The organism is Sulfitobacter mediterraneus, from assembly GCF_016801775.1.
GTDB lineage: Bacteria > Pseudomonadota > Alphaproteobacteria > Rhodobacterales > Rhodobacteraceae > Sulfitobacter > Sulfitobacter mediterraneus_A.
Window position 1 is genome coordinate 2,162,319 of sequence record NZ_CP069004.1, and the last position, 11,395, is coordinate 2,173,713.

20 protein-coding genes are annotated in these 11,395 nt (G+C 55.2%); 2 read left to right on the top strand and 18 right to left on the bottom strand.

Features of this window, described 5'->3' with window-relative positions:
• Positions 1 to 2: 2 nt before the first annotated feature.
• The 7 genes from rpsH to rpmC form a co-directional block, all read right to left on the bottom strand.
• Positions 3 to 395 (bottom strand): 30S ribosomal protein S8, encoded by a 393-nt coding sequence (gene rpsH / locus JNX03_RS10615; RefSeq protein ID WP_025048083.1) that lies wholly within the window; start codon positions 393 to 395, stop codon positions 3 to 5.
• Between the two features lie 12 nt (positions 396 to 407).
• Entirely contained in the window at positions 408 to 713 is a 306-nt protein-coding gene (rpsN, locus tag JNX03_RS10620; RefSeq protein WP_025048084.1) for a 30S ribosomal protein S14, read from the bottom strand.
• 18 nt (positions 714 to 731) lie between these two features.
• Positions 732 to 1,295 carry a 50S ribosomal protein L5 gene (gene rplE, locus JNX03_RS10625; protein WP_203209033.1) on the bottom strand — a complete coding sequence of 188 codons (564 nt, stop codon included), beginning with the start codon at positions 1,293 to 1,295 and terminating at the stop codon, positions 732 to 734.
• Positions 1,288 to 1,599 carry a 50S ribosomal protein L24 gene (rplX, locus tag JNX03_RS10630; protein ID WP_025048086.1) on the bottom strand — a complete coding sequence of 104 codons (312 nt, stop codon included), beginning with the start codon at positions 1,597 to 1,599 and terminating at the stop codon, positions 1,288 to 1,290. The genes rplE and rplX overlap by 8 nt, the downstream gene beginning before the upstream one ends.
• The gene (gene rplN, locus JNX03_RS10635; protein ID WP_025045929.1) at positions 1,599 to 1,967 is read right to left on the bottom strand and encodes a 50S ribosomal protein L14; all 369 of its coding nucleotides are present in this window, start codon (positions 1,965 to 1,967) and stop codon (positions 1,599 to 1,601) included. The genes rplX and rplN overlap by 1 nt, the downstream gene beginning before the upstream one ends.
• Positions 1,968 to 2,040: 73 nt before the next feature.
• Positions 2,041 to 2,277, bottom strand: a complete 237-nt coding sequence (gene rpsQ, locus JNX03_RS10640) for a 30S ribosomal protein S17 (RefSeq protein WP_025048087.1) — start codon at positions 2,275 to 2,277, stop codon at positions 2,041 to 2,043.
• A 12-nt stretch (positions 2,278 to 2,289) separates the two neighbouring features.
• Positions 2,290 to 2,496: a 50S ribosomal protein L29 gene (rpmC, locus tag JNX03_RS10645; RefSeq protein WP_025048088.1), complete on the bottom strand. Its 207-nt coding sequence runs from the start codon at positions 2,494 to 2,496 to the stop codon at positions 2,290 to 2,292.
• A gap of 205 nt (positions 2,497 to 2,701) precedes the next feature.
• Here rpmC and JNX03_RS10650 point away from each other — a divergent pair, with 205 nt between their 5' ends.
• Both JNX03_RS10650 and JNX03_RS10655 read left to right on the top strand, forming a co-directional pair.
• Positions 2,702 to 3,112 (top strand): DUF6636 domain-containing protein, encoded by a 411-nt coding sequence (locus JNX03_RS10650; RefSeq protein WP_203209034.1) that lies wholly within the window; start codon positions 2,702 to 2,704, stop codon positions 3,110 to 3,112.
• A gap of 47 nt (positions 3,113 to 3,159) precedes the next feature.
• Positions 3,160 to 3,780 carry a TIGR02466 family protein gene (locus tag JNX03_RS10655; protein ID WP_203209035.1) on the top strand — a complete coding sequence of 207 codons (621 nt, stop codon included), beginning with the start codon at positions 3,160 to 3,162 and terminating at the stop codon, positions 3,778 to 3,780.
• Positions 3,781 to 3,824: 44 nt separating this feature from the next.
• On the opposite strand, the gene JNX03_RS10660 is transcribed toward JNX03_RS10655, so the two are convergent.
• The 11 genes from JNX03_RS10660 to rpsJ all read right to left on the bottom strand — a co-directional run bounded on the left by JNX03_RS10660 (position 3,825) and on the right by rpsJ (position 11,158).
• Positions 3,825 to 4,031, bottom strand: a complete 207-nt coding sequence (locus JNX03_RS10660) for a hypothetical protein (RefSeq protein WP_203209036.1) — start codon at positions 4,029 to 4,031, stop codon at positions 3,825 to 3,827.
• Between the two features lie 286 nt (positions 4,032 to 4,317).
• Entirely contained in the window at positions 4,318 to 4,731 is a 414-nt protein-coding gene (rplP, locus tag JNX03_RS10665) for a 50S ribosomal protein L16 (RefSeq protein WP_025048094.1), read from the bottom strand.
• A gap of 13 nt (positions 4,732 to 4,744) precedes the next feature.
• Positions 4,745 to 5,452 carry a 30S ribosomal protein S3 gene (gene rpsC / locus JNX03_RS10670; protein WP_203209037.1) on the bottom strand — a complete coding sequence of 236 codons (708 nt, stop codon included), beginning with the start codon at positions 5,450 to 5,452 and terminating at the stop codon, positions 4,745 to 4,747.
• Positions 5,452 to 5,832 (bottom strand): 50S ribosomal protein L22, encoded by a 381-nt coding sequence (gene rplV / locus JNX03_RS10675; protein WP_025048096.1) that lies wholly within the window; start codon positions 5,830 to 5,832, stop codon positions 5,452 to 5,454. Before rplV ends, rpsC begins: the two co-directional genes overlap by 1 nt.
• A 3-nt stretch (positions 5,833 to 5,835) precedes the next feature.
• Positions 5,836 to 6,114 carry a 30S ribosomal protein S19 gene (rpsS, locus tag JNX03_RS10680; RefSeq protein ID WP_067296663.1) on the bottom strand — a complete coding sequence of 93 codons (279 nt, stop codon included), beginning with the start codon at positions 6,112 to 6,114 and terminating at the stop codon, positions 5,836 to 5,838.
• Positions 6,115 to 6,117: 3 nt separating this feature from the next.
• A complete protein-coding gene (gene rplB / locus JNX03_RS10685) occupies positions 6,118 to 6,960 on the bottom strand; it encodes a 50S ribosomal protein L2 (protein ID WP_203209038.1) in 843 nt (280 codons plus the stop codon).
• Between the two features lie 198 nt (positions 6,961 to 7,158).
• On the bottom strand, positions 7,159 to 8,706 hold the full coding sequence (locus tag JNX03_RS10690; protein ID WP_203209039.1) for an alpha/beta hydrolase: 1,548 nt from the start codon (positions 8,704 to 8,706) through the stop codon (positions 7,159 to 7,161).
• Between the two features lie 369 nt (positions 8,707 to 9,075).
• Positions 9,076 to 9,372 (bottom strand): 50S ribosomal protein L23, encoded by a 297-nt coding sequence (locus tag JNX03_RS10695; protein ID WP_203209040.1) that lies wholly within the window; start codon positions 9,370 to 9,372, stop codon positions 9,076 to 9,078.
• Positions 9,369 to 9,986, bottom strand: a complete 618-nt coding sequence (gene rplD, locus JNX03_RS10700) for a 50S ribosomal protein L4 (protein ID WP_203209041.1) — start codon at positions 9,984 to 9,986, stop codon at positions 9,369 to 9,371. The genes JNX03_RS10695 and rplD overlap by 4 nt, the downstream gene beginning before the upstream one ends.
• Positions 9,983 to 10,819, bottom strand: coding sequence for a 50S ribosomal protein L3 (gene rplC / locus JNX03_RS10705; protein WP_203209042.1), 837 nt, complete (start codon positions 10,817 to 10,819; stop codon positions 9,983 to 9,985). Before rplC ends, rplD begins: the two co-directional genes overlap by 4 nt.
• Before the next feature lie 18 nt (positions 10,820 to 10,837).
• A complete protein-coding gene (gene rpsJ / locus JNX03_RS10710; RefSeq protein ID WP_025048103.1) occupies positions 10,838 to 11,158 on the bottom strand; it encodes a 30S ribosomal protein S10 in 321 nt (106 codons plus the stop codon).
• Positions 11,159 to 11,395: the final 237 nt, after the last annotated feature.

An 11,395-nucleotide genomic window follows, 5' to 3' on the forward strand; every position in this document is an offset into this window, starting at 1 on the left:
CCTTAGAATACGGTGCAGAGCACTTCGCCGCCAACGTTCTGGCTGCGTGCACTTTGATCCGACATCACACCCTTTGGGGTGGAGACAATCGACACACCCAGGCCCTGACGGACAACTGGAATGTCATTGACGCCCATGTAGACGCGGCGGCCAGGCTTGGAAACCCGCTTCAACTCACGAATAACAGGTTCGCCCTCGTAGTACTTGAGGCTGATTTCGATGGCTGGGTGGCCATCTGCGCCCGTGGTTTTTTCGTAGCCACGGATGTAACCTTCGTCTGCAAGCACATCCAGAACCCAGGCACGCAGCTTGGACGCTGGTGTCGAGACAGTGGATTTGCCGCGCATAGAAGAGTTACGGATGCGTGTCAGCATATCTGCGATAGGATCGTTCATCTGATGCGCTCCTTACCAGCTCGACTTGACCATGCCGGGGATCTGGCCTGCTGAGCCAAGATCACGCAGCGCGATACGCGAGATTTTCAGTTTACGATAATAAGCGTGTGGACGACCTGTCAGCTGGCAGCGGTTGTGCAAACGCACAGCGCTGGAGTTGCGAGGCAGTTTCGCCAGCTTCAGGGAGGCGCGGAAACGCTCTTCCATTGGCTTGCTTTCGTCGCTCACGATCTCTTTGAGAGCGGCACGCTTTGCTGCGTATTTCTTGACCAGTGCTTCACGCTTTTTCTCGCGTGCGATCATGGATTTCTTAGCCATATCTAATCCTTCCCGCGCTTATTGGCTGAAAGGCATGTTGAACGCTGTCAACAATGCTTTCGCTTCTGCGTCGGTTTTCGCCGTGGTGGCGATGACGATGTCCATACCCCAGTTTTCATCAACTTTATCAAAGTCGATTTCAGGGAATACGAGGTGCTCTTTGAGACCCATGGCATAGTTGCCACGGCCATCGAAAGACTTGCCAGAGATGCCGCGGAAGTCGCGGATACGAGGCATTGCAATCGTGATCAGACGGTCAAGGAATTCGTACATACGTTCGCCGCGCAGGGTCACTTTCGCGCCCAGTGGCATTTCTTCACGCACACGGAAACCCGCGATGGATTTCTTGGCAATTGTGGTCATCGCTTTCTGGCCGGCAATCGCAGTCAGGTCTTCCTGAGCGGATTTGGCTTTCTTGCTGTCACGAACAGCAGCAGCACCACAACCGATGTTCAGCACGATCTTATCAAGACGTGGGATCATCATGTCGTTCTTGTAACCGAACTCTTCTTTCATCTTGGCGCGGATCTCGTCGCGGTAGACGTTCAGAAGGCGGGGTGTGTAGTTTGCAGTATCAAGCATCAATCACGTCCCCCGTGGTTTTTGCAAAGCGCACTTTCTTGTCGCCTTCCATTTTGAAGCCTACGCGTGTCGCTTTGCCGTTGGCATCCACGATGGCGAGGTTCGACAGGTCGATCGGCATCGCTTTTGGGATGCGGCCGCCCTGGCTTTCCTGGGATTGGCGTGTGGCGCGGATGGCGATTTTAACGCCGTCTACGATGGCCTTACCGGATTTTGGGTCTACAGAGGAAATTGTCCCTGTTTTGCCCTTGTCCTTACCGGCAAGCACGATGACCTTGTCACCTTTGCGAAGTTTAGCAGCCATTACAGCACCTCCGGCGCGAGCGAGATAATCTTCATGAAGTTTTTGCCGCGGAGCTCACGAACAACTGGTCCAAAGATACGTGTACCTACGGGCTCATTGTTGTTGTTCAGGATGACCGCTGCATTGCGGTCAAAGCGGATGGCGGTGCCATCGTCGCGACGAACTTCTTTGGCTGTGCGAACAACGACGGCCTTGCGGACGTCGCCTTTTTTCACACGACCGCGTGGGATGGCTTCCTTAACCGAGACAACAATGATGTCGCCTACGGATGCGTACTTACGCTTGGAACCACCCAGGACCTTGATGCACTGAACACGGCGCGCGCCGCTGTTGTCAGCAACATCCAGGTTGGTCTGCATCTGGATCATTTGGTTTCTCCCGACCTGTAGGGGGCGATGCGTGCCTTATCCCTAGGGTTTCGATTAAGTTGGTTAGATCTGGTTACGCCTCGGCGGTCAGAACTTCCCAACGTTTGGTCTTGGACTTGGGTGCACATTCGATGATGCGAACGCTGTCGCCCACTTTGTATGCGTTGTTCTCGTCGTGAGCCCGGTACTTCTTGGACTTACGGATGGTTTTTTTCAGAACCGGGTGCGTAAAGCGACGCTCTACGGATACGGTGACTGTCTGTGCATTGGCGTCCGATGTTACGGTGCCTGTCAGGATACGCTTTGGCATTATTCAGGCTCCTTATTCAGCGGATGCCGCGGCAGCGGCTTTTTGGTTCAACACAGTGTGGACACGTGCCACGTCGCGCTTAACACTGCGCAGACGCGCAGGGTTCTCGAGTTGGCCGGTCGCCTGCTGGAAACGCAGGTTAAAGGCTTCTTTCTTGAGGTTCACAAGTTCGTCACGGAGTTGATCCGGCGTCTTGTCATGCAGTTCGTTGGCTTTCACGGCCTTGTCCTTTCAACATCACCAGTAGGCCCCGAGAGGGTGACCATGATTCTGGTGGAGTTCATGATGAAGGGTGCCAATACGCCCTGCCCGATCATAATGCAAGCCCCTAGGGGGCCGGTATTCCAATGATCCGCCCGCTGGTAGCCGAATCCGGGATTTTTCATTTATACTTGGCCTATTATCACGATGAATTGGAGAGATCATGTTTCGTTTGTCCCTTGTCCTGCTGACCCTTTCAACCGCCCCGGCCCTTGCCGATGTCTGGACCTTCAGCACCCCTTCGGGGAACATCGAATGTTCGGTGGGCGAAGGGTTTGACGGATCAGACATAATTTGCAGCATCTTCAAACGCAGCGGCCCGTCGTCGGTACCGCAGATGGCCGGTTGCCCTGTAAGCCGCGGAATCAAGGTCGAGATGTTGGACCGCGGCTATGTCAGCATGAGCTGTCTCGGGGCGGGAGAGCGGGGCTACGGCGGGCAAAGCGTCGCAGAATACGGGGTGACAGGCCAGTTTGGCGGCATCACCTGCCAGTCCTCGACCAAGGGGCTGGATTGCCGCAATCAGGACGGTCACGGGTTCTTCTTGTCCCGCGCCGTTCAGAACGCATGGTAGCGCCTTCCCCTCTCGCCTCTGGATCTCAGCTGCGTTAAGAACGGCCCATGTCAGATATCAAATCACTGTTTGTGACCCGCCTTTATCACGCCGCGCTGACCGAGCACGGCACACCCGTCGATCAAGCGGAGCTTGAAGCATCCTGCTGGTCCATTGCAGAGGACGATGAGGCGGGCCAGCAATGGTGCGAGGACAACGGGTATCCCGGCTACACCTCCTATGCATCGCTCACGGATCTGGGCTGGCGGTTCCCGGTGTTTGAGGCACTGATCAAAGTGCTGGACGAACATGTAGCAGCATTTGCCAAGGAACTGGCCTTTGATCTGGACGGCAAAGAGCTGAAGCTCGAAGACATCTGGATCAACATCCTGCCTGAGGGCGGCATCCACACCTCCCACATCCATCCGCATTCAGTAATCTCCGGCACCACCTATGTGGCCCTGCCGGACGGCTCTGCTTCGATCAAATACGAAGATCCACGCCTGCCGATGATGATGGCCGCGCCGGGCCGGACCAAAGACGCGCCCGATGATCTGCGGGCGTTCTTCTATGCCAAACCGGCGGTTGGAGATGTGCTTCTCTGGGAAAGCTGGCTGCGCCATGAGGTGCCAATGAACATGGCCGAAGACGACCGGATCTCGGTCAGCTTCAACTACAGCTGGGGTTAATGCCAGGGGCGGGGCCGTAACCGGCGACCTGAGCCGAACCGAAACTACTTCTTCGCGGCTTTCATGGCCTCTTCTTCCTGCGCCTTCACAGCGGCCTTTTCTTCTTTGGTCAGCTTGTTACCCCACTGATTGTTGCTCAGCCCCAGGTCAGCAGGCATCGGCTTGGTCTTGCCCTTTTTGACAGACCCGCCCTTATCAAGAAATTCCTTGATCAGGTCCGCATCAGTGGTGGGCTTTGGAACATGTTTCATATGTGGTCCGCCTGGCAGCTGTGAGTATGTAGCTTACGCTACTCGGCTCAGGCGCAGTTGGCCAGAGGGATGCTGTGGGGGCCGGCCCGCCGGCTTGCAGTAATGGCGCGCACTGATCACCCTCAAAAACAAAAAGCCCCCGCCGAAAACTCGGCGGGGGCTTATTCTAAAACTGTGGGTGCGCATCAAATGTGCACCGGACCTCAAAAACCGGGGCCGGAACGGGCATTTCTGCGAAATACCCTGCCTCCGGTTGGCCCGCACCGGCGATGCCGGTGCGACCTGTTTACCAGTCTTCGCGGACCACGACGCGTGTTTTGATTGGCAGCTTCATTGCCGCCAGACGCAGCGCTTCACGCGCGATGTCATCATTCACACCATCGATCTCAAACATGATCCGGCCTGGCTTGACCTTGGCCGCCCAGAAATCCACGGAACCTTTACCTTTACCCATACGTACTTCGACGGGCTTGGAGGTTACGGGCACATCCGGGAAGATGCGGATCCAGACACGGCCTTGACGTTTCATGTGACGCGTCATGGCACGACGTGCAGCTTCGATCTGGCGTGCAGTCACACGCTCAGGCTGCAGAGCCTTCAGGCCGTAGGTGCCAAAGTTCAGGTCAGACCCGCCCTTTGCCAGACCCTTGATCGAGCCTTTGAACTGCTTACGGAACTTCGTACGCTTTGGTTGAAGCATCTTTCAGCCCTCCTTAGCGACGACCGCCGGCACCGCGAGGTGCTGGGCCGTCTTGGATTTCTTGTGCCTTGCGGTCACGTGCTGCCGGGTCATGTTCCATGATCTCGCCTTTGAAGATCCAGGTCTTGATCCCGATGATGCCGTAAGCGGTTGTCGCTTCAACATGTGCGTAATCAATGTCAGCACGCAGAGTGTGCAGTGGCACGCGGCCCTCACGGTACCATTCGGTACGCGCGATTTCTGCACCGCCCAGACGGCCGGCAACGTTCACACGGATACCCAGGGCACCCATACGCATGGCGTTTTGTACCGCACGCTTCATGGCGCGGCGGAAAGATACCCGGCGCTCCAGCTGCTGTGCGATGCTTTCACCAACCAGTGCGGCATCCAGTTCGGGCTTGCGGACCTCAACGATGTTCAGGTGCAGTTCCGAAGAGGTCATCTTGGCGATTTTCTGACGCAGACCTTCAATGTCTGCACCTTTCTTACCAATGATAACGCCAGGACGGGCAGTGTGGATCGTAACGCGGCACTTCTTGTGCGGACGTTCGATGATCACACGCGCGATACCGGCCTGCTTGCACTCTTCTTTGATGAAGGCACGGATGGCCAGATCTTCGAGAAGAAGATCACCATAGTCCTTGGTGTCGGCGTACCAGCGGCTGTCCCATGTGCGGTTCACCTGCAGGCGCATGCCGATCGGGTTTACTTTGTTACCCATTATGCTTGCTCCTCAACTTGACGCACGACGATTGTGACTTCTGCGAACGGCTTCATGATCTTGCCGAAACGGCCACGCGCACGTGGACGACCACGCTTGAGTGTCATGTTCTTACCGACATAGGCCTCGGCCACGATCAGCTCGTCCACGTCAAGGTTGTGGTTGTTCTCGGCGTTGGCAATTGCAGACTGAAGGCATTTCTTCACGTCTTGTGCGACACGCTTTTTGGAGAACGTCAGGTCCGTCAGGGCCTTGTCCACCTTCTTGCCGCGGATCAGGCCAGCAACGAGGTTCAGTTTCTGCGGCGACGTCTTCAGCATGCGCAGTTTTGCACGTGCTTCATTGTCTGCCACGCGGCGGGGATTCTTATCCTTGCTCATGGCTTATTTCCGCTTCGCTTTTTTGTCGGCGGCATGACCGTAGTAGGTCCGAGTTGGCGAATATTCACCAAACTTCTGACCAATCATGTCTTCGCTGACGTTAACAGGAATATGCTTGTGGCCGTTGTAGACACCAAAGGTCAGACCAACAAACTGGGGCAGAATTGTCGAACGACGCGACCAGATCTTGATCACTTCGTTACGACCGCTTTCGCGAGATGCTTCGGCCTTCTTGAGGACATAAGAGTCAACAAAAGGACCTTTCCATACTGAACGAGACATTGATTAACGCCCCTTCTTCTTGGCGTGCCGGGACCGTACGATAAGACGGCTGGACGCTTTGTTCTTGTTGCGGGTCTTTGCACCCTTTGTCGGCTTACCCCAAGGTGTCACTGGGTGACGACCACCGGATGTACGGCCTTCACCACCACCGTGCGGGTGATCGATCGGGTTCATCACGACACCACGTACCGAAGGACGGATGCCCTTGTGACGCATGCGGCCCGCTTTACCGTAGTTCTGGTTGGAGTTGTCAGGGTTGGACACGGCACCAACGGTGGCCATGCATTCCTGACGCACGAGACGCAGTTCGCCGGAGCTCAAACGGATCTGAGCGTAGCCACCGTCACGGCCCACGAACTGGGCGTATGTACCGGCGGCACGGGCGATCTGACCACCCTTACCGGGCTTCATCTCGATGTTGTGCACGATTGTACCGATTGGCATGCCAGAGAAAGGCATTGCATTGCCTGGCTTGATGTCGGCTTTGGCGGAGGCGATGACCTTGTCACCCACAGCCAAACGCTGCGGTGCGAGGATATAGGCCTGCTCGCCATCTTCATATTGAATCAGGGCGATAAACGCGGTCCGGTTCGGGTCATATTCGATCCGAGCCACAACAGCGGACATGTCCATCTTGTTGCGCTTGAAATCAACGATACGGTAAAGGCGCTTTGCACCCCCACCTTTGCGACGCATTGTGATCCGTCCGGTGTTGTTCCGTCCGCCGTGTTTTGTAAGACCTTCCGTGAGGGCCTTAACAGGGCGACCTTTCCAAAGCTCCGAACGGTCGATCAGTACCAGCCCACGCTGGCCCGGCGTCGTCGGTTTGTACGACTTGAGTGCCATGTTGTCTGTCTTCCGTTTAGCTGTAGTGCCACCCCGAAAGGCGGCAATGGTTATAGGGCCCCGAAGGTCCCCGGTGGATGTCTGCTTGTTGGGCTATGGCCCCGCAATGCAAACAACAACAAAGCCCCAGACGAATCTGGGGCTGTGCCGATGGGGTCGTTTAGGAGGGATTGGGAGTGGGGTCAAGGGGGCTCACCCTCATGTCTTTATCCGCCAATACCCAAGCCTGGTGTCTTCCAAAGTGAAGCGCTCACTAGGTTCATCATTTCTCGCAAGAAGCGCGAATATATCGGATAGCACTGTCCGGCTACTCCCGATATATCCATGCGCCAGAGTCCCGAGATCATCATTGTTCACCAATACAGTATCCATCCCGCTCATTACGAAAGTTGGAGGAATGAACCCAACTCTGGGAAACTCATGCAGCCATCCAGATAGTTTCAGCGCCTTGTCATGACCTGATACGTAAGAAGTCGTTCTAGTAGAATATTTGGTCGATGCCTGAGCCAACTTTGGCATTATGCCAGTATCGACGTCCGCAGCAGCGAGGATGACCTGATTCACCTTCTCTAAGACTTCATTCTCGCGCCGAGACAGAACCTCCATAGCACCTAGAAGGCAACGGCACCCCATACTGTGCGCAATAATATTCACGCCTGATACTGCTGACTTGTTTAGAAACTTCTCAACGAAGTCAGCGAGAGAGTATTTGCTGGCCTCAGCAGCACGTTCGTCTGCGCTATACGACAGCTTCCGTCCCTTCGAAGGCCAACTGAAAAGCCCCACTCCTTGTCCGATTCCGAGATCATACCCAATCTGGGCCGCCCGCATTACCGCGTCTTCAAACGAATTATTGAACCCATGAATGAAAATTGTGGCTCTTTCCTGATTTTTCATTTTCTTAGTGGACGCAATTATATGTTGAAAGAAGAGCTCTTCATCCAACGAAATGATGGAATCCAAACGCAGTCGGTCGTCTTTCATATTCACTAGGCGCTTCCACAATGGAGAGCCAAGCGAACCTACTCTATGGCCTTCTGGAACAGTAACTTCGCACAGGCCAAAACTCAATTTTTCCGCTTCTGTCGCTTTGAAACCGCTGAGAGCTCCTCGTTCAATTATGGGCTCACGATTTGTCCCAAAAAAGACATCATATCTATTTTTGGAAGTTCGGCGGTTGTCATCAGTTGAGGTAGAATCAATGCCCGTACTCAAGCGAAACCCAATTCGCGGCCCTGAGACACTTGCCTGATAGTCTTGCCTGCTGGCAAACACCTGCGCCCCTTGCCTTTCTAGGCTACCTATTTGCTCCGGGCGTAAATCTAACCCAATAAATTTGGCGCTAGCTACTTCCGACTGTTCAAATTCAAAACCATTTGCAATGGTCCGTTCAAAAACTGCGCCTGCGAAGGTCGAGTTTTCGCAGGCTGCAAAAGACAGGTCGGCATCCTTGAACTTCGCGTTATCGAAATTGGACAAAGACAAATCAGCTTCGCGGAGATCAGCACCAGTAAAATCAGCTCCTTGAAAATTTAGATGGGAAAGGTCGGAACCTCGCAAGTCGGCCCCAGATAGATTAATCCTCTCAAATGTTCTGGAGGTTTTTGGGGACTCTCTAAAATCAGGTGGAAGATTATTGAAAAAGTTAACACCCGATAGGTTTGGCGAGAAGTCGATGCGCTTTCGACGCTTATTCCAAGCCTTGACTCCTTCTTTCAGCCATTCCTGATGTACTGGTTTTGGCATCCACTCTCCTGCCACTGGTTTGCGCTAGGCTTCCAACTAGCTTCAAACTTAATTCTAAATTGCAATAAAAATACCATAGGCAGACGCCCAACGCTATTCCAGCATGAAGGTCTTTAACCCAACCGCTCATAAAACGTCATCCGGGCATTCCTTCGACAGCGCTAACAACGCTGGCATCCGCGTCACGTCGCTCTCGTTTTGGCTTAACCTGTGTACCAATGCCGCCCGCTGCAAGGTCGGTTGAATGCACTGCCAACGGGGTTGGGAGCCAAAAGCGCACCCCAAGGTCAGGACGCAAAAAGCCCCCCGCGTTTCCGCGAGGGGCTTTTCTATCTTCAGCGTGGCGGGGTGAACCCCGCCCTGCGGTCTTTACAGACCGGTGCTCACGTCAATCGTGTTGCCTTCTTCCAGCGTCACATAGGCCTTTTTCACGTCTTTACGCTTACCAATCTGGCCGCGGAAACGTTTGACCTTGCCTTTGGTGATGGTCGTGTTCACGGCCTTCACCTTGACACCAAAGAGCGCCTCAACGGCCTCTTTGATCATCGGCTTGTTGCTGTCCATCGCCACTTCGAAAACAACGGCGTTCGCTTCGGACGCCATGGTTGCTTTCTCGGTGATGATCGGCTTGCGGATCACGTCGTAGTGGTTGTGCTTGGCGCTCATTTCAAACGGGCCTCCAGTGCTTCGATACCCGCTTTGGTGATCACCAGAGTGTCACGCTTCAGGATATCATATACGTTTGCACCCATTGTCGGCAGGATATCCAGACCTTCAATGTTGCGGGCAGCCTGAGCGAAGTTTTCGTTCACGGATGCACCGTCGATGACCAATGCACGCTTCCAGCCGAGGCTGGAGATCTGCTTGGCCAGTGCGGCAGTTTTGCCTTCGGATGCGGCTTCGTCGATGATGACCAGCTCGCCCGCTTTGGCTTTGGCGGACAGCGCATGGCGCAGGCCCAGCTTGCGGAACTTCTTGGTCAGCTCGTGGCCGTGGCTGCGCGGGGTTGGACCCTTGTAGATACCACCTTTACGGAAGATCGGCGCGTTGCGGTCACCGTGGCGTGCGCCGCCGGTGCCTTTTTGGCGATAGATCTTCTTGGTCGAATAGGAGGTCTCGGACCGGGTCTTTACCTTGTGCGTGCCCGCCTGCGCATTGTTACGCTGCCAGCGCACAACACGGTGCAGGATGTCGGCGCGTGGTTCAAGACCGAACAGGGCCTCGTCCAGGTCTACCGAACCGGCTTTGCCGCCGTCGAGTTTGATGACATCGAGTTTCATGCGTCACCTTCTTTCTTGTCTGCATCGTCACCGGCTGGTGCTTCTGCGGCTTCCATCGCGGCCTGCTCTGCTGCTGCGGCCTCGGCTGCTGCTGCTTCTGCTTCGGCCTCTGCGGCGGCGGCTGCTTCTTCAGCGGCTTTCGCAGCTTCTTTGGCAGCGGATGCCAGCGCGGCTGGTACAATCGCGTTCTCAGGGAACGGCTTTTTCACCGCGTCCTTGATTGTCACCCAACCACCTTTGGAGCCTGGAACCGCACCTTTGACCATGATCAGGCCACGGGCTGTGTCGGTTTTCACAACTTCAAGGTTCTGGGTTGTCACGCGGGCGGCGCCCATGTGACCGGCCATTTTCTTGCCTTTGAAAACCTTACCGGGATCCTGACACTGACCGGTGGAACCGTGCGAACGGTGAGAGATCGAAACACCGTGTGTCGCACGCAGACCGCCAAAGTTGTGGCGCTTCATCGCACCGGCAAAACCTTTACCGATGGATGTGCCCGCAACGTCAACATACTGACCTGCGAAGTAGTGATCCGCGATGATCTCTTCGCCAACCGGCAGCATCGCATCCGGGTCAACGCGGAATTCAGCAACCTTACGCTTTGGTTCAACCTTTGCTGCTGCAAAGTGGCCGCGCATCGCCTTGGACGTCCGCTTGGCTTTGGCTGTACCGGCACCCAGCTGAACAGCAACATAGCCGTCCTTCTCGATGGTACGCTGTGCAACAACCTGCAGGTTATCGAGCTGAAGAACGGTTACAGGGATCTGCTTGCCATCTTCCATGAACAGACGGGTCATGCCCATCTTTTTTGCAATAACGCCTGAGCGCAACATGATATTACCCTCCTACGCTTATGACTGCAGCTTGATCTCGACGTCCACACCAGCGGCGAGGTCGAGCTTCATCAGCGCGTCCACGGTCTGGGGGGTCGGATCAACGATATCCAGCATACGCTTGTGCGTGCGGATCTCGAACTGGTCACGGGATTTCTTGTCCACGTGTGGGCCACGCAGAACGGTGAATTTTTCGATCTTGTTCGGCAGCGGAATGGGGCCACGAACAGAAGCGCCTGTGCGCTTTGCGGTGTTGACGATTTCCTGGGTGGAGGCATCAAGCACCCGATAATCAAACGCCTTCAGGCGGATGCGGATGTTTTGGCTTTGAGCGGCCATATGCATATCCCTTACTTGGGGATTTTAACGGAGAGGAAGATATACGCTCATCGCAGACCTTCATCGCGTCATATGTCAACTGAAACGGGGCGCGCATGAACGCACCCCGAGGCAGTGGGGGTGCTATAGGGGGAGTCGCGGGGCATGGCAAGGGGGTTTTGAAAACTCCCCTGTTTTCAGAACCGGTGCGCAAGATCGCTTCTCTTGGGACGGGACCGCTCGGACCGTCAGCGTTCA

Bases quoted from the DNA above. Each gene is read 5' to 3' on its own strand.
- JNX03_RS10650 (WP_203209034.1), top strand. From the start codon at position 2,702: ATGTTTCGTTTGTCCCTTGTCCTGCTGACCCTTTCAACCGCCCCGGCC.
- rpsQ (WP_025048087.1), bottom strand. From the start codon at position 2,277: ATGCCAAAGCGTATCCTGACAGGCACCGTAACATCGGACGCCAATGCA.
- JNX03_RS10695 (WP_203209040.1), bottom strand. From the start codon at position 9,372: ATGAGCGCCAAGCACAACCACTACGACGTGATCCGCAAGCCGATCATC.
- JNX03_RS10690 (WP_203209039.1), bottom strand. From the start codon at position 8,706: ATGCCAAAACCAGTACATCAGGAATGGCTGAAAGAAGGAGTCAAGGCT.
- rpsH (WP_025048083.1), bottom strand. From the start codon at position 395: ATGAACGATCCTATCGCAGATATGCTGACACGCATCCGTAACTCTTCT.
- rpsS (WP_067296663.1), bottom strand. From the start codon at position 6,114: ATGTCTCGTTCAGTATGGAAAGGTCCTTTTGTTGACTCTTATGTCCTC.
- JNX03_RS10660 (WP_203209036.1), bottom strand. From the start codon at position 4,031: ATGAAACATGTTCCAAAGCCCACCACTGATGCGGACCTGATCAAGGAA.
- rpsN (WP_025048084.1), bottom strand. From the start codon at position 713: ATGGCTAAGAAATCCATGATCGCACGCGAGAAAAAGCGTGAAGCACTG.
- JNX03_RS10655 (WP_203209035.1), top strand. From the start codon at position 3,160: ATGTCAGATATCAAATCACTGTTTGTGACCCGCCTTTATCACGCCGCG.
- rplX (WP_025048086.1), bottom strand. From the start codon at position 1,599: ATGGCTGCTAAACTTCGCAAAGGTGACAAGGTCATCGTGCTTGCCGGT.
- rplP (WP_025048094.1), bottom strand. From the start codon at position 4,731: ATGCTTCAACCAAAGCGTACGAAGTTCCGTAAGCAGTTCAAAGGCTCG.
- rplC (WP_203209042.1), bottom strand. From the start codon at position 10,819: ATGTTGCGCTCAGGCGTTATTGCAAAAAAGATGGGCATGACCCGTCTG.
- rpsC (WP_203209037.1), bottom strand. From the start codon at position 5,452: ATGGGTAACAAAGTAAACCCGATCGGCATGCGCCTGCAGGTGAACCGC.
- rpsJ (WP_025048103.1), bottom strand. From the start codon at position 11,158: ATGGCCGCTCAAAGCCAAAACATCCGCATCCGCCTGAAGGCGTTTGAT.
- rplV (WP_025048096.1), bottom strand. From the start codon at position 5,832: ATGAGCAAGGATAAGAATCCCCGCCGCGTGGCAGACAATGAAGCACGT.
- rplN (WP_025045929.1), bottom strand. From the start codon at position 1,967: ATGATCCAGATGCAGACCAACCTGGATGTTGCTGACAACAGCGGCGCG.
- rplE (WP_203209033.1), bottom strand. From the start codon at position 1,295: ATGCTTGATACTGCAAACTACACACCCCGCCTTCTGAACGTCTACCGC.
- rplB (WP_203209038.1), bottom strand. From the start codon at position 6,960: ATGGCACTCAAGTCGTACAAACCGACGACGCCGGGCCAGCGTGGGCTG.
- rplD (WP_203209041.1), bottom strand. From the start codon at position 9,986: ATGAAACTCGATGTCATCAAACTCGACGGCGGCAAAGCCGGTTCGGTA.